The organism is uncultured Oscillibacter sp. (assembly GCF_910579365.1).
Classification (GTDB): Bacteria; Bacillota; Clostridia; order Oscillospirales; family Oscillospiraceae; genus Oscillibacter.
Genome location: NZ_CAJTUX010000024.1, coordinates 1 through 15965 on the forward strand (window position 1 = coordinate 1; position 15965 = coordinate 15965).

Consider the following 15965-nt stretch of genomic DNA (forward strand, 5'->3'; position numbering starts at 1 on the left):
GCTGGGGCTCGTTCTGGAAGCCGCGCTCCGCATAGAACTCCTGCTCACCGGCGGTAAACACGAACTCTTGGCCACACTCTTTGCACACTAAGGTCTTGTCTTCGTACATGATTTTACCCTCTCTTTGAAAAGAAAAATATATTGCGTTCAGCGTTGGCTGAAATCGCCGGAAAGTAATTGCTGCGCCACCTTGCGTCGAATGCGCTGCACAGCGTTGTCCACGGATTTTGGGGGTTTGTTCACCGCTTTGGCAATTTCCCTGCAAGAAAGACCGTCCAAATAATACCCCAAAATCTTTGCTTCAAATTCGGACAACTGTTTCCGGACACCGGATAAGAGGGCTGCCGTGTGCTCCCTGTCGATCAGGAAATCTTCAGGATTACGCTGCGCCAAATTACTGGTCCCAGAGGTGAGGGGATTGCTGTCAAAATTAGGATTGTCTAAAGAAACCGATTGATTGAGCGGCTGCTGTTTATCCCGCGCCGAGGCGCGGAGCACAGAATACAGACGGCTTCGGATACAAATCTCCGCAAATGTGCGGAAGGACGCCTCTTTTCCGGCGTCATATTCCCGGACGGCCTTGATCAAACCCACCATGCCCTCCTGGGTCATATCCTCACTGTCACCGCCCGCCAGAAAGAAGGGGCGGGCGCAAGTGCGGACCAGCCGGTTATACCGGGTGACAAGAGTCTCCTCCGCCAGACGGTTTCCCGCCGCAGCCAAAAGGCAAAGCGCCTCGTCCGGCTGCTGTTCCAGTTCCGACACATCGTTCACGTAAGTATTGCGCATGTTGTATTATACCCATCTGTCAAGGAAAATGTCAAGCAATTTATCAAAATTCTCTTAAAAATTTCTTAAAATTTTAGTGATTTTATAAGACTAACCAGAGAATCGGCCGTATTTTGTGCGATTTTCGTGGTCTTGGCCTCCACCATTACCCGAATCAGGGACTCTGTTCCAGAGGCACGGACAAGCACACGCCCCTCCCCGTTCAGGGCCGTCTCCTCGTTCCGCACCGCCTCCGCCAGCTCCGGGGAGTCCATAATCTTCTCCTTCACGCCGCCGCTGTGGGGAACCTCCACGTTGACAAGGACCTGGGGATAGGCGGCACATACGGAGGCCAGCTCCGACGCCTTCTTCCCCGATTGAGCCAGAACCTGAAGAAATTGGAGCGCCGTCACCTGCCCGTCCCCAGTGGTCTCCAGGGCGGTGAAAATGGTATGGCCGGACTGCTCGCCGCCAATTCGGAAATCCCGGCGGAGCATTTCCTCCAGCACGTTCCGGTCGCCCACGGCCGTGCAGATCAGATCTATCCCGTAATTCCGGCAAAACTCGTGAAGGCCAAGGTTGCTCATCACCGTGGCCACGATGGCATTCCCCCGCAAAATACCCCGGCGCTTCATATCCAGTGCGCAGACGGCCATCACCTTATCCCCGTCAATGACGCCGCCGTTCTCGTCCACCAGCAGGCAGCGGTCCGCGTCGCCGTCGAAGGCTACGCCGATGTCATAGCCTTCCTTTACCACCCGGGCGGACAGATCCTCCAGATGGGTGGAACCGCAGTGGTCGTTGATGTTCACGCCGTCGGGAGTCCGGTGGAGGAAGACCGTATGGGCCTTGAACCGGCCGAAGAGCTCGGGAGCGGTGGCGCTGGCGGCGCCGTTGGCGCAGTCCACCAGAATGCGCAGCCCCGCCAGGTCCGACTCGATGGTGGAGGCGGCGAAATCAATGTAGTCCCGCTTGAGCTGCTTCATGCCGTGGTGGCGGCGGCCCAGCTCTCCCCGGGTTTTCAGGGCCATAGGCTCACTGGAAAAAATCTTTTCCTCCACCCGTTCCTCCAGTGCGTCGGAGAGCTTGTAGCCCTGGCCGTTAAAAACCTTGATGCCATTGTGTTCATAAGGGTTGTGGGAAGCGGAAACCACAATGCCGGCGTCCGCCTTCTCCTGCCGGGTCAGATACGCCACCGCAGGGGTGGGAATGTCCCCCACAGGCTTCACGTCGCTGCCCACGGAACAGAGCCCCGCGATCAAAGACGCCTCCAGCATATCGGAGGAAATGCGGGTATCCATGCCCAGAACCACCGTGGGATGCTCCCCCTTCTTCTCCTCCATCAAAACCGTCCCCACAGCCTGCCCAACACGAAAAGCCAAGTCTGCCGTCAGGTTCTCGCCCACTACGCCGCGAATGCCGTCGGTGCCAAAAAGTTTACCCATATTAAAGTTACCTCTTTCTTCCAAAATCGTCAAAATTTCGCTTTAAGGCCCGCTCTGTGGCTGGGATAACCGCCATAAACGGAGCCATTTGAAGCACAGTCAAAAGCAGGCCAAGATTTCCTATCGTGCCAATTTCTCTGCCGAACAGCAGAACCATCCATACAAGTGAAACCGTCAGCATGGGCCGGCCCGCCCGAACCAAAAATTGCCCGCTGTAGCGCTGGGCAAACGCCCAGGTCTCCCGGTTCCGCATGGAGCGGAACGTGCGGTAACCGTAGCCGCCGTTGATTTCTCCCGGCGGGTTCTTCACAAAACTTCGGCCAAGGACGATCATACATCCAGGAATCAGGAGGGCCATCACCAGCATGAAACACCAAAACAGCAGTTTTCCCATGAGTCAATCCCCCAGTAAATACCGCAGCATCCGCTCCGGATCGTCCAAAAACCGCTTTGTCAGCTGGTAGTGTTCCGTCTCCTGGTACTCCGCTGTCCGGACGCCGTCTTCGCTCAGCACATAAATCCTGGCTTCGGGAAAGGCCATCAAAACCGGCGAGTGCGTCGCCACGATAAACTGCGAGTCCGCCTTCACCAGCTGGTCCATCTCCCCTATCAGCGTCAGAAGCCGGGAGGGCGACAGGGCCGCTTCCGGTTCGTCCAGCAGGTACAGCCCCTCTCCGCCGAAGCGGTTCTGAACCAGGGCGAGAAAACTCTCCCCATGGGACTGCCGGTGAAGGGATACTCCGCCGTAGCTGTCAATAAGCCTGGGCCCCATCGCCGGCCCTTCGTCCATCTCGTCAATGTTGGTGGCCACATTGTAAAAGCTCTCTGCCCGGAGGAAAAATCCGTCTCTGGGATACCGCTTCCGGGCCGGGGTCAGGTACTCCCCCAATACCGAGTGCGTGGCCCGTGTGGAAAAGTTGAAATTCCGAGTGCCGCCCTCCGGGTTGAACCCGCAGGCCACGGCAATCCCCTCCAGCAGCGTGGACTTTCCCGTCCCATTCTCTCCCACTAGGAAGGTGACGGGGCGGTCAAATTCCAGGGTTTTGCCCGCCATCAAATACTGTACAGGCCCCAGCCGCTGGAGATAGCTCTCCCCGGGCAGTTCCCGGCGGAGCCGGACGGAGTTCAGATAAATCACGGTTCCCCCATCCCCTCAGGCATTCCCCAGCGTCAGCTGCTCCATGACATTCTCCGGCGATGTGCCGCCGGGAACGGGCTTATGGAGATGCTGATACGCCTTTTGCGTCACACAGCGTCCCCGGGGGGTCCGGGTCAAAAAGCCCAGCTGCATCAGATAGGGCTCGTAAACATCCTCCAGCGTGACGGATTCCTCTCCAATGGTGGCCGCCAAAGTCTCCAAGCCCACGGGACCGCCGCCGTAATTGTCGATGATTGCCTCCATCATCCGCCGGTCCACCGGGTCCAGGCCCAGGTAATCAATCTCCAACGCGCAGAGGGCCTGATCCGCCACATCTTTAGTAATCACGCCGTCAGCCCGGACCTGGGCAAAGTCGCGAACCCGGCGGAGCATCCGGTTGGCAATCCGAGGCGTCCCCCGGGACCTCCGGGCAACCTCATAGGCCCCTTCCAGCACAATGTCCACATTCAAAATCCCAGCGGACCGGGTGACAATCTTCGCCAGCTCCTCCGGCGTATAAAGCTCCAGCCGGAGGGTCACGCCGAAGCGGTCACGCAGAGGCGCGGAGAGCTGACCTGCCCGTGTGGTCGCGCCGATCAGGGTAAACCTGGGCAGGTCCAGCCGGATGGAGTTGGCGGAGGGCCCCTTTCCCACAATAATATCCAGCACGTAATCCTCCATGGCGGGGTACAAAATCTCCTCCACAGAGCGGTTCAGCCGGTGAATCTCATCTACGAAGAGAATGTCTCCTTCGTTCAGATTGGTCAGCAGCGCCGCCAGGTCTCCCGGCTTTTCAATGGCGGGCCCGGAGGTAATGCGGATGTTAACCCCCATCTCCTGGGCAATGATGCCCGCCAGGGTGGTCTTGCCCAAGCCCGGAGGTCCGTGGAGCAGCACATGATCCAGGGACTCCTCCCGCTTTCGGGCAGCCTCAATAAAAATAGACAGATTTTCCTTGGCCTTCTCCTGACCGATATACTCCCGCAGGCTCTTGGGCCGGAGCGATCCCTCCTGAACATCCTCCTGGAGGAAGGTCTTGGCCACAATAGGTTCCTCATAAATGTCGTTTCCAAAGTCGATGCTCAAAAATCAACCCCCCTCTTCTTGTCAAAGGCGCTTAGCAAAAGGGAAACCGTCTCCGCCCGGTACGCCGTGCGGGACAGTCAGATGAGAAGCGGACCCAGCAGCATGCAGAGAAAGGCAACTGCCAGCAGGCAGCCCGTCGCAGCCAGATAACGCTTAGCCCATGCCTGGTAGCGTTCCATGGTCTCCGGGTCCAGTGTCCAATGCTGGTTCAAAAGACGGCAGTATTTTGAAAACCGCAGCATGGTAATCACACTGCCGAGAATGCCGATGCCAATTATCGTACGAAGTAGCTCTCCCATTTATGCCGTCTCCTATAACCGTTCCGGATTTCCCGGGAAATCTTACAGTCCCTGTGCCAGCACCCGCACCTTGTCCAGAAAGGACTCCTCGCTCCAGGTATTCACCTTGAAAAGCATTCCCTGACTGCCCCCGGCGGCAATGGCGGAAAGGAACAGGTCCTCTCCCTGGCCGATCAGTGTCAGGGTCAGGCTGAGCCGGTTTCCGCCGGTCATGCTGTAGCGTTCGTAAACTCGAACCGCACAGCGGACGCCGCCCGCAGTATAGTCGCTTCCCTCTTCAAAACTTGCGGTGACGCTGCCGCCGAGAATGCCGCTGTGAAAACGGTTCAGCGCCGCGTCAAAGTTTCCGCGGAATCGGTATTCAAACTTTGCCATTTCTTCTGTCCCCTTCCGCCACAGTTCTTGGCACACCATATCCGTAAAGTTAATTGACCTTACAGCTTATTCTGCATTTTCGCCGAAACGCTGCTCTCCGAAATTCCAAGAGTTAGTGTAAAGTTATTTTGCTGTACAGGAATTCTTGTGCCGTGCTTTAGAGCTTCGCCATCCGCTTCAGCCCCTGACGAACGATCTCCTCCAGAGGCAGCTCCATATCCAAGCCTTTCAGCGCTGCGGATACTTCCTGACTGGAATATCCCAGCACCGCCAGGGCCTGGGCGGCTTCCCCGGCCTTATTGCCAAACAGCGCCGGAGCGGGCGCTCCCTTGCCGCCGGAGAAATCCAGACCGCCGGAGACCTCCTTGGCGATCTTATCTTTCAGCTCCAAAATGACGCGCTGGGCAATTTTCTTTCCAATTCCCGGCGCGGCCGTCAGAGCCTTCTCATCTCCGGTGACAATGGCCATGGCCAGCGTCTCCGGCGTGCCGGAGGAGAGAATCGCCAGCGCCGCTTTGGGGCCCACACCGGAGACGCCGATCAGCAGCTTGAAGCTGTTCAGTTCACTCTGCGAGGCAAAGCCATAGAGCTCAAAGAGATTCTCCGCCACATTCAAATATGTATAGAGTTTTTTCCGCTGCCCCTTTTTCAGGACTGACAGCGTGTTGTTGGTGGTCTTACAGGCATAGCCCACCCCTCCGCAGTCTATCACCGCCAGATAAGGCAGAATCTCCGCGACGGTGCCGTCCAGATAATAAAACATAGCGCCTCCGTTTTCCTCCGTTATATGGTTTCCGGCACGCCTCTTTTCTGAGGCAGCCGAGAAGTAAAGCTCCGGGCATGACACAGGGCCAGGGCCAGGGCGTCGGCGGCGTCGTCAGGCCGGGGCACCGCCTTCAGCTTCAAAAGCCGGCGGGTCATATCCATCACCTGCCGCTTCTCCGCCTTGCCGTATCCGGTTACCGCCAGCTTTACCTGTGAGGGAGTGTATTCGAACAAAGGAACGCCGCATTTTTCTGCGGCGTAAAGAAGCACGCCCCTGCCGTGGGCCACGGCGATGCCGGTGGTGATGTTGGTGTTGAAGAACAGCTCCTCAATGGAAATGACGTCGGGCTTCAGCTGACCAAGCAGGTCCTCCATATCCATTCCGATCTGGTAAAGCCTCCGGCTCAGAGGCAGGCCGGCCGGGGTCGTGATAGCCCCATAGGTCAGCATGTGCGCCTGCCCCCTGTCCGCCTCCACCAGACCAAATCCAATGGTGGCAAAGCCGGGGTCAATTCCTAAAACTCGCATGGTCCGCCCCTTTCGGCTTGCATTCTTTGTTAGTATAGCAAATTTAACCCGGATGCGCAACTGCAAAATTGACAGCGGCCCCGCCGGCATCGTTGCACAGGCAATACTGCAATGATCGGGATTCCGGTAGCCGGCAATGTAAAACTGCGGCGCCGGGGCGCGTCAGAACACCCATCCAAAAACAAGGCCATAAAAATGACAGACGCTGCCGGCTGGCAGCGCCTGTTAGTGCAACGCTCTTAGGCCCTTGGATGCGCCTTTTGATAGACATCCTTTAAATTCCCCTTCATCACATGGGTATAAATCTGAGTGGAGGAGATATCCGCGTGCCCCAGCATTTCCTGAATGGAGCGAAGGTCCGCGCCGTTTTCCAACAGGTGGACCGCAAAGGAGTGCCGCAGAGTATGGGGGGTGATTTCCTTTTCAATGCCCGCCTTCCCCTGATAGAGTTTAATGATTTTCCAAAACCCCTGGCGGCTCATCCGCTCGCCATTCATATTGACAAAGAGCGCGTTTTCCTCCTCGTCCAGCACCAGCTGCGGACGGATTTTCCACACGTAGTCCTGCAAAGCCTTTACCGCCGTTCGATACAGGGGAATGATCCGCTCCTTCCCCTTGCTGGAGCAGCGGATAAAGCCGGCGGCTAAATTCAGATCCTCCAGATTCAGCGTCGTCAGCTCGCTGACCCGAATACCGGTGGCGTAGAGCAGCTCCAGCATGGCGTGATCCCGAAACCCTTTGGCGTCCACGCACTGGGGCTGTTCCAAAAACAGCTCCACCTCTTTGGAGGTCAGAATTTCCGGATACTTTCGCTCTACCTTGGCGGAAGAAACCCCCTTGGCCGGGTTTGTCTTCATCTTTCCAGCGGCAATTAGGAAGTTATAGAAGGATTTTACAGAGGCCAGAAAGCGGGTAACAGACGCCGCAGATTTTCCCCGGCCCAGCATCCAGTCCATATAGTCCCGCACTATGCCGCCGTCGACCTCCAGAAGTCCCAGACCCCGGAGATTCAAATAGTCGGAAAACTGGCTCACATCCCGCCGGTAAGAGGCGACTGTGTTTTGGGAGGCATGCTTTTCCGCCACCAGATACTCCTTATAACGTGCAATCTCGTCCGTTTTAACCCCTTCTCTCTTTACCTGCTCGCCCGCTGGAAAGCCAAGCGGGAAAAGCTCCCTATCTTATCAGCATTCGTTCCAACAGCTGCCGCAAAAACCACGGAGACAGCGTCAGCTCAGCACACATTCCCGCCAGCAGCGCTCCAGAAACCACCGCCAGCCGGCTCCACCAGTCCCGGTCATACAGCACCGGAGCGGACCGTCGGCCACTTCCAAAAGACAAACACGCCAACGCCGCAGAACGCTCCAGCGATGGAACCGCCAGAAGGAAGAAACAGGGCAGCGTCACCGCGCACCGCAGGCCAAACACCGCCAATGCCAGCAGCACCCCGTCTGGGCCAAAGGCCGCCGTGAAACAGCAGACGGAAAAGGACAGGAAAAAGCCAAACGCACCCGCGGCAGCCGGAAGAAGCAAAACGCCGATGGAAGCAAATCCCAGCAGAAACGCGGCCAGCGGATAACGAAAATACAACGCCGCCGCCTGCAGTACCGCCAGGGGCGGCAGCTCTCCTTCCACTTTCAGGAAGTCTGTCAGGTAGCGGGTCAGTTCCTCTCCCGTAGCGTCAGGGACCCGGCTGGAAAAAACCTGTCCCAAAACAATGCCGGAGAAAAAGAACAGCGCCAGAAACAATAGACGAACCAGCGGCCGTCTCCACTCCGTCATCTCCCGCCTCTTCCAGTTCAAACCGCCTCACCTCACCTCAGCCTATGAGAGACGGCGGCAGTTTATACGCATCCTAAAAAAGCGGAGGAAATTCGACAACCGGACAAGAAAACGCCCTCCCATCTATAGGAACAAGAGAGAAGGCGTAAATTTACACAAATTGAGATTGCTTCTATAATATAGCCTATTTTCCCGTTTTTCGCAAGATGTTTCCGAAAAAAATGATTTTTTTGGGAGCTATGACAAAATGTTATGTAAACTACATTATGTAAACCGCGAAACCATGCGCAAACACCGTGAAACAGAATTTCGATTTTGAAAAAGCGCCACCCACATTTGGGGGGCGGCGCTCCAGCCAAGCCCCATATCTTCCGCCCTGCCGTTCGTTCCTCCACTTAGTCAAAACAAATGCCGCGCAGCAAGAAAATAATGGAAAATTCCGGAATTTTGTGCAATCCAACAAGAGCGGTATTCTACCGGCCGAATCCCCTCATTTTCGTCTCCGGCGTTTCCGGGGGCCGCCCAACCCCGCCAACACTCCCCCTGCCAAACCGCAGAGCAGCAGCATGCCGCCGCGGCCCAGCCAGGCAATCTCCTCAAAAAAGCCGAGGCCCGCCAGAATCAGCACGGACAGAAACATCGCCGCCGTCAGCACTCCCCCGGCCCGCAGAGACGTCAAACGCACGGTAAGCAGACCGCCTGCCAGCGCAGACAGGGCACACAGCACCGCCACGGCCGGGAAGCTTCCCCCTTCGGATAAAGCGCCCTTTACCAACAGCAGCGTCAGGAACAGGAGCCCCAGCAGGTAGATTCCCAGCGACAGCAGACCGCCTGCTAAAAATCCCTTCCATACCTCCTGTTGTTTCTTTCCCTTAGCCATAAAAATCCTCCCTCGCAACATGCTTCTTAAAAGGAGCATATTCCGTGGGAGGGTGTTTTTATGCTTTTGAATGGTAGAAAATTAAAGCGTGCTTAGAAGAGGCTCAAAGTTCCGGGGACCATTTCTCCTTGTCCTCGCCGGACTCCTTCTTTCCTTCGTCCTTCTTGGAGTCCTTCTTCTCTTCCTTTTTCTCCTCCGGCTGCTCACCGCTCTGCACGCCCACAGAACTGACGGCCCACTTGGTCAGCTCTACGCGGACCCGGTCGTCGCTGGTCTCAATCACAATGGTATCCTTGCTCACGGAGACAATCTTTCCCACAATGCCGCCGATCGACGTGATAACATCGCCCTTCTTCAGGCTGTCCCGCATCTCCTGGGCCTTCTTTTTCCGCTTGTTTTCCGGGCGAATCATCAGGAAATACATCAGCGCAATCATGATGACAATCATGAAAATTGTGTAATCCATTGACAGCTTCCTTCCTTTTGTGTATTCAGAATAAATTTATTATACCAGATACCGGCGGTTTTGCAAGCATTTTCTTCTGGCGGACAAGGAAATATCTGGACAGGCGCTTCCAGATGCAGTATAATTGCAGATAAATCAACGTCTGGAGGGATTTATATGAATCCGTTTGTTTTGAGGACCTGGTGTGCAGACGATGTCCAAGCTCTCGCAGAGGCCGCCAACAATCCGAAGATTGCGGCAAATCTGCGGAACGTTTTTCCCTCCCCCTACACGCCGGCAGACGCGGAGTGGTTTATCAACGACTGCTCCGTTAAAGGAGAGGAACGTCAGCTTGCCAGAGCTATTATTATAGAGGAGAAGGTCTCCGGCTGCGTCAGCGTCTCTCTAAAAGACGATGTATACGAAAAGTCCGCCGAGCTGGGATATTGGCTTGCAGAGGCCTGCTGGGGAAACGGAATTATGACGGAGGCGGTGCGGCAGATCTGCCGGGAAGCGTTTCGCCGCTTTGACATTCTCCGTATTTTTGCAGAGCCCTTTGCAGATAACCTGGGCTCCCGGAGGGTGCTGGAGAAGGCCGGCTTCACCTGTGAGGGGATTATGCGGAACGGCGTTTTCAAAAACGGGCAGGTTCATTCCTATTGTATGTACGCCCTTTTGCGGGAGGAGATGTAGAGGTCCCCGCACCTCCGGCACGGTATTGCATACACTGGATTGAAAGGACTTTGTTCTTTCGCCAGTTACTTATTAGGAGGTATTGCAATGCCCGAGAAAGTCATGCCGGGTCCCGTAGAGGACCTCAGCGGCATCCGTGAGGCGGTTTGCATCCATACCAGGAAGATTTATGATTCCTGCCGAGATAAAGACTGCATCGAGGACCTGCGCTTCTATCCCAAGCTCCAGTATGTGGACGTTATCAACCGCGCCCTGTCCGTCAAGGGCGGCAGCGCCAAACTGCTTTATGTCTATGTGGATGTGGAGCCCGTCAGCTTCAACCGGGGGTTCTACACCGTCGACATGCGGTTCTTCTACTCCGTCACGCTCCAGGCTTATCTGAGCTGCCCCGCCCCCATCACGGTGGAGGGCCTGTGCGTGTTCGACAAGCGGGCCATTCTTTTCGGCAGCGAAGGGAACGCCAAAATTTTCTCCTCCGAGCTCCGCACCGGCGAGCCGGACCTTCAGCTGATGAGCCGGTCCAACCTCCCTGTGGCCGTTGTGGAGGCCGTGGACCCCATCGTCCTGGACGCCCGCATCATGGATTGCTGCGGCAAGCGGGACTGCGACTGTGAGCTTTGTGAGGTGCCCTCCTTCGTCAACAGCTGCTTTGACGGCGAGCTCTCCAGCGGCGACGACAGCCGCCGCATCTACGTCACCCTGGGCCAGTTCTCCATTGTACGTCTGGAGCGGGATTCCCAGCTTCTGGTGCCGGTGTACGACTACTGCATGCCTGATAAGGAATGCGCCTGCGGCAGCGGAACCGAGGACCCCTGCGGCATCTTCCGCAACATTTCCTTCCCCGTGGGCGAGTTCTTCCCGCCCAACACCGTGCGGATGCCGGAGAATTACGAGGAGTGCTGCTGCGCCTGCCGTAAGTAATCCCCTTTCGGAGAGATTCCCTATACGCAACCAGGACCGCCCCAAGAATTGGGGCGGTCCTTCCTTTTCTCATTCGTATTCCACTGTGCCGGTCTTTCTGCCGATGATGCAGACATAGCTGTTTCCCTGTCCCAAAACCAGAGGCTTTCCGTCCTCCAGCGTATAGGAGAACGGATGGTTCCGGTCTTCCCGGCTCCACTGAATGGGAACCGCCTTGCCGCCGCAGAAATACAGGCCCTCTCCTTCGCCGGTGGTCTGGACCCGAAGGCGGCCCACATCGTCCAGAACCGCAGTGGCCGCTTTCAGCACAAGAACATTCACCGCGCTGACCTGGTCCCCGGTGCTGCCGTCCACATGCTCTTTACCATACTGACTTACAAAATACCTGCCGCTGGAGGCGTCATAGTCAAAAACGCCGGTCTTATAGTTGGAGAACCGAACCTTTACCTGCTCCGCAGTCTCTCCGCCGGTCGGGGTCCCGTCTTCCGCAAAAGCCTGGGGATAACTCCATCCAGCGTCGTGCTCTGTGGCTATTTTCCCCCCGGCCAGGTACTCCAGAATCTTCTCTCCGGAAGTAATCAGGCTGTGCTCATAACCGTTGTTCCGCCTGCGGTCTGGGTCCCGCCAGAAAATCTTCGCATCCTCCCCGCCCCGGACGCCGTCCATATGGTCCACCTTCCAGCTGTAGAGGTTGGAGTACGCCTCCTGACTGCCTCCGGCGTGGACATAGACCGCGTCGTGCCCAAGCGCCAGCTCCACAAAGTAGGGCCGGGCGGAGCGGACGCTGCCCAGGGTTTCGATACCCTCCACAGTCTGATAGAGCCCCAGCATCCGGGTGATGCCGCCCTCCACCGGAACCTCGTAAATAACGTCCGCCTGCGAGATGCCCAGCTGGGGCTGGGCCGCCTTCAGGTTATTCAGCATCACCGCGATGGGCCGCAGGTCCTCATATTCCGGTTCCATGGGCAGACCCGTCAGCGGATTCGTTCCCGCCGGGACATAGGGCTCCGGGTCCGGGGGAAGCACCGGATAATCATCCTCCACGGGTTCCGGGTCCGGTTCCGGGGCCGGCTCCGGGTCCGCCTTTCCGCCGCAGCCAGCCGCAGCCAGCGCCACCAACGCCGCCAGTAAGATCGCCAGCGTCCTCTTTTTCATTTCGCCGCCGCCTTTCGTCATGTAAACTGTTCTTATGATACCAATGTCCAAGGAAGCCGTCAAGGCAAAATCTTTTAAAATTCGATTTTCCTCTATACATACCGGCCGGTTCGGAGTATAATAAAGAAAACTCTTTAAGGAGGCCGCGTCATGCCCGGCTTTATCCAGGACAAGCTGGAGATCAAATTTCTCATTCTCTACATTGCCGCCAGGGTCGAGGAGCCCGTACCCTTCGACACCCTTCTGGACCTGACCCTCTGCGACGACGCCATCGATTATTTCGACTTTTCCGAGTGCCTCACCGACCTGGTCCGCACGGAGCATCTGACGCTCTCTGATTCCGGTCTATACTCCCTCACGGAAAAAGGGGCGCGAAACGGCGCCGCCTGTGAGTCCAGCCTCCCTTATTCCGTTCGCCGCCGCTGTGACAAAAATCTGGAGGATTGGAACCGAAAGCTCCGCCGCCAACGGCAGGTAAAGGCCACCACGGAGCCGCGGCCCAACGGCACGTACACCGTCCGCCTGTCCCTGTCCGACGATAAGGGCGGCGTCATGGATTTGCGTCTGATGATGGTGGACCAATCCCAAGCCAAGGCGGTGGCCAAGCGGTTCAAGGACAGGCCGGAAAAGCTCTACAGTCAGATTATTCAGCTGCTGCTCTCAGAAGAGACATAGTCAGGCAGGGCCGTCCCCCAAGGGACAGCCCTGCTGTTTTCTGCCTCCTTTGCCAAACGGCGCTTCAGCCGCTTCCGCGCACACCGCAGGCTCCGGCATACTGCCTAGATGTCCGGCCAGCCGTTGCGCATGGCCTCCTGCGCTTCCTCAATGCTTTTAAACTCCGGCTCCCGGTATACGTCCTGGCTGCCGTTGGCGTTGGGCCAGCCCTTTTTTGAAGCCTCCACAAGCTCGGTGTAGGTGATGGTCTTTCCTCTCGGAACACCGTTCAAAACGCCGTGCTCCCATTCTCCTATAACATTATGCTCCTCATCATACATCGGAATTATTACTCTGGAAATCTGGTTTTCCTCAACCCAGTTGTCATACGCGCGAGATTCCTCTGCGCACTCGTCATAGTGTTCTGTGCCCGCGCCGAAATCGGGAAAGTACAGTTCTTTTGTAGCGGCATAGCCCTCCATCCCGGCCGAGTTTGCGACTTCTATCAGGTCCGGCTCATAACCCAAATATTCATAAGCCTTCCAGCTGCCGTAAGTCTCTCCCTTCCGGTTGCGGGGGTAATCTCCGTTTACCAGGTTCTCAGCCGCCCACGTTTTCCATTCCGCCGCAACATCCAGCTCGCTTTCCGTTTCCTCAATGGGAACCGGGCCGTATCCGGTAGCAAAGGCATCCGAATACGCAATCACGTCGCCCGTTTTTATCTTGTCTCCGGTTTTCACCACAACCTCTTTGCACCCATAGAACATCATGGAATAACCGCTCTGATAACTGATCTGCACATAGGGTCCCCGCATTCCCGAAGCACCGTAGTCCCTCACTCCGGCGGCCAGAATAGTCCCATCTTGAATGGCAACAATGGGATTCCCCTCCATGGTCTGCTCCTCTCCGTGAAACGTACCCCATGAAGCTTGAAAGAGATCAAGACGAGCATCGCGTTCGTTCGTATCCTCAAACACCAGCGGGTCCGTGGCAACACCGTTCACCAGGAACTCAAAGTGCAGGTGGGCCCCGGTGGACATGCCCGTACTTCCCACTGTGGCGATGGTCTGGCCCCGCTCCACGGCGTCGCCGGTCTTGACCAGCACGCTTGCGCAGTGGGCATAAAAGGTTTCCTGCCCGCTCCCGTGGTCAATGCGGACAAAATTGCCGTCCTGGGCGTTGAATCCGGCCTCCTTGACCGTCCCCTTTCCGGCGGCGTAAACGGGGGTTCCCTCTTTCACGGCGATGTCTACGCCGTTATGGGTGGTCCCCCCTTCGCCGATGGGATTCGCCCGGGTCTCCTGGGGTTGACTGATGGAACCGCCGTCCACGGGCCAGACCATCTCCGCCCCCTCGGGGATATTCGCCTTGCCCTCCGGCAGGGGCTCCGCCGCCAGGGGCTTCCCCTCCGGCAAAATCAGCGTCAGAGGATAGGTATATTGTGCGTCCCCATAGGCAATCTCCATCGTCAGCTCGTCAAAGGCCGCGTCCCCTACCGCAAAGCAATAGGTCATCCGGGGCACCCACTCCGCCTTTTCGCTCTCCTCCTCCAGATAGTGAACGCTCATTCCGGAGCCGTCCTCCATCTGAACGCGGCCCCGAATAAAGATGCTCCAGGGCTCCTCGCTCTCGGGGATGGTGAAATAGATATTCCCGCTGTCATAGCGGACACTCTCCGCCAGGATTTCCACCTTTAAAGCGTCGGAGGACAGCTTCCGGCCCTGGGTGAACCGAGCCTGTTCCTCCTCCGCGGCAAGGCGGAGGCCGGTGAGCTCCTTACCTTCATAGACGGTATAGAGCTCCACGGCATCGGGGCCAAACGTGCTGTTTCCGGTGTGCTCCGTAATCCACAAAGCCCTTTCCTGGTCATAAATGCCGCTGACCTCGCGGCCCTCCCAGGTCATGGTCAGGCCGTTGCCGTCCAGGTCCGGGTCATCAAAGGTCCACTTCAGGCCGAAGGGCTCATAGGGGGCCAGGACTTCTTTCCACTGGGCGGCGGATTCCGCAGACGACTGGGCGTAAAGCGCACGGTCGGCCATAGCATAGCCCAAAGGTTCGTCCGCCTCCGCCGGCCGCGCGGAGGTCGCAAAGGCCGTTGTAATCCCCAGCACCAGCGCCAGGGCCGCAAAACAGGTCAGCAGGGATTTTTTCTTGATGCTCATAATCGCTTGAATCCTTTCTTCCATGCCGCTTCGATGGGCGAAGCCGCACAGAGACGCACATTGTTTCTCCGCCAAACGGATAAGGGCCAGGGCGTACCGCTCCCGGCTGTCCTCTCCCAGAGCCAGCACCGCCGCCTCGTCGCAGCGGAGCTCCATGTCCCGGTTTCCCAGGATGTAGAGCAGCCACGCCGCCGGGTTGAACCAGTGGACGCACAGCGCCGCCGTCAATACCAGCTTGAAAAGACCGTCCAGCCGGAGAATATGGACTCGCTCATGGGCCAACACACAGGTCACCGCTTCCTCATCACCCAGGTCCAGCGTCTTGGGCAGGAGAATCACCGGCCGGAGGAGTCCATAAGTCAGCGGAGCGGAAATCTGGTCCGTGACCCGAAGGCGGACGGTTCTCCGGCAGCGCAGGCAGGCGTCCGCAACTGGAGAGGCCTCCGCAGGAAGGGACTCCCGAAAACGCCGCCGCCAGCGGACATAGCGAATCAGGAACCACAGCGCCAGCAGCGCCGCACCGGCGGCCCAGAGCGCCGTCCAAACCGGAAAAGACGCGGGTTGGGGCGTTGCCGCCGCAGGCACAGGAACCGTCATCACACGAGGGGGTGCAACGGCTGCCGCAGGCACAGGAACCGCCGGGATTGCCGGGACCTCCGCAGGGTCGGCATAGGAGCGCAGAGTCTCCAGCAGTGTATAGACGCTGAACCGGGAGGGCAGCTCCACAGGCGCCAGCAAACGGACCGCCGCCAGCCACCACAACACCACAAAGGTTCCTTTGGGCAGACGGCGAAGCGTTGCGCCCCGGAAAGCCGCGGCGGCAAGGATGAAGACCGTCCCGGAAAGAGACATTTCCCAAAAAGTCATAC

General features: G+C 57.5%; 19 protein-coding genes. 3 read left to right on the forward strand and 16 right to left on the reverse strand.

The genetic code is table 11. The features are described 5' to 3' along the window. The 14 genes from QZ329_RS07670 to yajC all read right to left on the reverse strand — a co-directional run. Window positions 1-109, reverse strand: a 109-nt coding sequence (locus tag QZ329_RS07670; protein ID WP_295750729.1) for a zinc-ribbon domain-containing protein, incomplete at its 3' end; no start/stop codon positions are given. A 38-nt stretch (window positions 110-147) separates the two neighbouring features. Beyond that, the gene (locus tag QZ329_RS07675) at window positions 148-789 is read right to left on the reverse strand and encodes a sigma-70 family RNA polymerase sigma factor (protein WP_295750617.1); all 642 of its coding nucleotides are present in this window, start codon (window positions 787-789) and stop codon (window positions 148-150) included. 65 nt (window positions 790-854) lie between these two features. Beyond that, window positions 855-2213, reverse strand: coding sequence for a phosphoglucosamine mutase (gene glmM / locus QZ329_RS07680; RefSeq protein WP_295750620.1), 1359 nt, complete (start codon window positions 2211-2213; stop codon window positions 855-857). A 7-nt stretch (window positions 2214-2220) separates the two neighbouring features. Further along, a complete protein-coding gene (locus QZ329_RS07685; protein WP_295750623.1) occupies window positions 2221-2607 on the reverse strand; it encodes an SdpI family protein in 387 nt (128 codons plus the stop codon). 3 nt (window positions 2608-2610) lie between these two features. Beyond that, complete coding sequence (locus QZ329_RS07690) at window positions 2611-3351, reverse strand: AAA family ATPase (RefSeq protein WP_295750626.1); 741 nt, start codon at window positions 3349-3351, stop codon at window positions 2611-2613. A 15-nt stretch (window positions 3352-3366) separates the two neighbouring features. Then, on the reverse strand, window positions 3367-4437 hold the full coding sequence (ruvB, locus tag QZ329_RS07695; RefSeq protein WP_295750628.1) for a Holliday junction branch migration DNA helicase RuvB: 1071 nt from the start codon (window positions 4435-4437) through the stop codon (window positions 3367-3369). Between the two features lie 77 nt (window positions 4438-4514). After that, window positions 4515-4736, reverse strand: a complete 222-nt coding sequence (locus tag QZ329_RS07700; protein ID WP_295750631.1) for a hypothetical protein — start codon at window positions 4734-4736, stop codon at window positions 4515-4517. Between the two features lie 42 nt (window positions 4737-4778). Then, on the reverse strand, window positions 4779-5111 hold the full coding sequence (locus tag QZ329_RS07705; RefSeq protein ID WP_295750634.1) for a DUF6054 family protein: 333 nt from the start codon (window positions 5109-5111) through the stop codon (window positions 4779-4781). A 157-nt stretch (window positions 5112-5268) separates the two neighbouring features. Next, window positions 5269-5874 carry a Holliday junction branch migration protein RuvA gene (ruvA, locus tag QZ329_RS07710; RefSeq protein ID WP_295750637.1) on the reverse strand — a complete coding sequence of 202 codons (606 nt, stop codon included), beginning with the start codon at window positions 5872-5874 and terminating at the stop codon, window positions 5269-5271. 20 nt (window positions 5875-5894) lie between these two features. Further along, window positions 5895-6404: a crossover junction endodeoxyribonuclease RuvC gene (ruvC, locus tag QZ329_RS07715; protein ID WP_295750640.1), complete on the reverse strand. Its 510-nt coding sequence runs from the start codon at window positions 6402-6404 to the stop codon at window positions 5895-5897. A gap of 239 nt (window positions 6405-6643) precedes the next feature. Then, window positions 6644-7513 (reverse strand): site-specific tyrosine recombinase XerD, encoded by an 870-nt coding sequence (gene xerD / locus QZ329_RS07720; protein WP_295750732.1) that lies wholly within the window; start codon window positions 7511-7513, stop codon window positions 6644-6646. Window positions 7514-7580: 67 nt separating this feature from the next. Then, window positions 7581-8186 (reverse strand): hypothetical protein, encoded by a 606-nt coding sequence (locus QZ329_RS07725; protein WP_295750643.1) that lies wholly within the window; start codon window positions 8184-8186, stop codon window positions 7581-7583. A gap of 490 nt (window positions 8187-8676) precedes the next feature. Beyond that, complete coding sequence (locus QZ329_RS07730) at window positions 8677-9066, reverse strand: hypothetical protein (RefSeq protein WP_295750646.1); 390 nt, start codon at window positions 9064-9066, stop codon at window positions 8677-8679. Between the two features lie 103 nt (window positions 9067-9169). Beyond that, window positions 9170-9532, reverse strand: a complete 363-nt coding sequence (gene yajC / locus QZ329_RS07735) for a preprotein translocase subunit YajC (RefSeq protein WP_295750649.1) — start codon at window positions 9530-9532, stop codon at window positions 9170-9172. Between the two features lie 156 nt (window positions 9533-9688). On the opposite strand from yajC, the gene QZ329_RS07740 reads away from it, so the two are divergent. Further along, window positions 9689-10204 carry a GNAT family protein gene (locus QZ329_RS07740; RefSeq protein WP_295750653.1) on the forward strand — a complete coding sequence of 172 codons (516 nt, stop codon included), beginning with the start codon at window positions 9689-9691 and terminating at the stop codon, window positions 10202-10204. A gap of 87 nt (window positions 10205-10291) precedes the next feature. After that, window positions 10292-11125, forward strand: a complete 834-nt coding sequence (locus tag QZ329_RS07745; protein WP_295750656.1) for a hypothetical protein — start codon at window positions 10292-10294, stop codon at window positions 11123-11125. 69 nt (window positions 11126-11194) lie between these two features. Here the strand turns inward: QZ329_RS07745 and QZ329_RS07750 are convergent, their stop codons facing one another. Beyond that, window positions 11195-12280, reverse strand: a complete 1086-nt coding sequence (locus tag QZ329_RS07750; RefSeq protein WP_295750660.1) for a DUF3048 domain-containing protein — start codon at window positions 12278-12280, stop codon at window positions 11195-11197. Between the two features lie 150 nt (window positions 12281-12430). Between QZ329_RS07750 and QZ329_RS07755 the strand changes: the two genes are divergently transcribed. Further along, a complete protein-coding gene (locus QZ329_RS07755) occupies window positions 12431-12955 on the forward strand; it encodes a DUF4364 family protein (protein ID WP_295750664.1) in 525 nt (174 codons plus the stop codon). Window positions 12956-13059: 104 nt separating this feature from the next. Here QZ329_RS07755 and QZ329_RS07760 read toward each other — a convergent pair whose 3' ends face one another. Further along, on the reverse strand, window positions 13060-15963 hold the full coding sequence (locus QZ329_RS07760) for a M23/M56 family metallopeptidase (protein ID WP_295750666.1): 2904 nt from the start codon (window positions 15961-15963) through the stop codon (window positions 13060-13062). Window positions 15964-15965 lie beyond the last annotated feature (2 nt).

What these genes read in the sequence shown, in the direction of transcription:
- QZ329_RS07675 (WP_295750617.1), bottom strand. Translation starts at nt 789, where the DNA reads ATGCGCAATACTTACGTGAACGATGTGTCGGAACTGGAACAGCAGCCG.
- glmM (WP_295750620.1), bottom strand. Translation starts at nt 2,213, where the DNA reads ATGGGTAAACTTTTTGGCACCGACGGCATTCGCGGCGTAGTGGGCGAG.
- QZ329_RS07685 (WP_295750623.1), bottom strand. Translation starts at nt 2,607, where the DNA reads ATGGGAAAACTGCTGTTTTGGTGTTTCATGCTGGTGATGGCCCTCCTG.
- QZ329_RS07700 (WP_295750631.1), bottom strand. Translation starts at nt 4,736, where the DNA reads ATGGGAGAGCTACTTCGTACGATAATTGGCATCGGCATTCTCGGCAGT.
- QZ329_RS07705 (WP_295750634.1), bottom strand. Translation starts at nt 5,111, where the DNA reads ATGGCAAAGTTTGAATACCGATTCCGCGGAAACTTTGACGCGGCGCTG.
- ruvA (WP_295750637.1), bottom strand. Translation starts at nt 5,874, where the DNA reads ATGTTTTATTATCTGGACGGCACCGTCGCGGAGATTCTGCCTTATCTG.
- ruvC (WP_295750640.1), bottom strand. Translation starts at nt 6,404, where the DNA reads ATGCGAGTTTTAGGAATTGACCCCGGCTTTGCCACCATTGGATTTGGT.
- QZ329_RS07725 (WP_295750643.1), bottom strand. Translation starts at nt 8,186, where the DNA reads ATGACGGAGTGGAGACGGCCGCTGGTTCGTCTATTGTTTCTGGCGCTG.
- QZ329_RS07730 (WP_295750646.1), bottom strand. Translation starts at nt 9,066, where the DNA reads ATGGCTAAGGGAAAGAAACAACAGGAGGTATGGAAGGGATTTTTAGCA.
- yajC (WP_295750649.1), bottom strand. Translation starts at nt 9,532, where the DNA reads ATGGATTACACAATTTTCATGATTGTCATCATGATTGCGCTGATGTAT.
- QZ329_RS07740 (WP_295750653.1), top strand. Translation starts at nt 9,689, where the DNA reads ATGAATCCGTTTGTTTTGAGGACCTGGTGTGCAGACGATGTCCAAGCT.
- QZ329_RS07745 (WP_295750656.1), top strand. Translation starts at nt 10,292, where the DNA reads ATGCCCGAGAAAGTCATGCCGGGTCCCGTAGAGGACCTCAGCGGCATC.
- QZ329_RS07750 (WP_295750660.1), bottom strand. Translation starts at nt 12,280, where the DNA reads ATGAAAAAGAGGACGCTGGCGATCTTACTGGCGGCGTTGGTGGCGCTG.
- QZ329_RS07755 (WP_295750664.1), top strand. Translation starts at nt 12,431, where the DNA reads ATGCCCGGCTTTATCCAGGACAAGCTGGAGATCAAATTTCTCATTCTC.
- QZ329_RS07760 (WP_295750666.1), bottom strand. Translation starts at nt 15,963, where the DNA reads ATGACTTTTTGGGAAATGTCTCTTTCCGGGACGGTCTTCATCCTTGCC.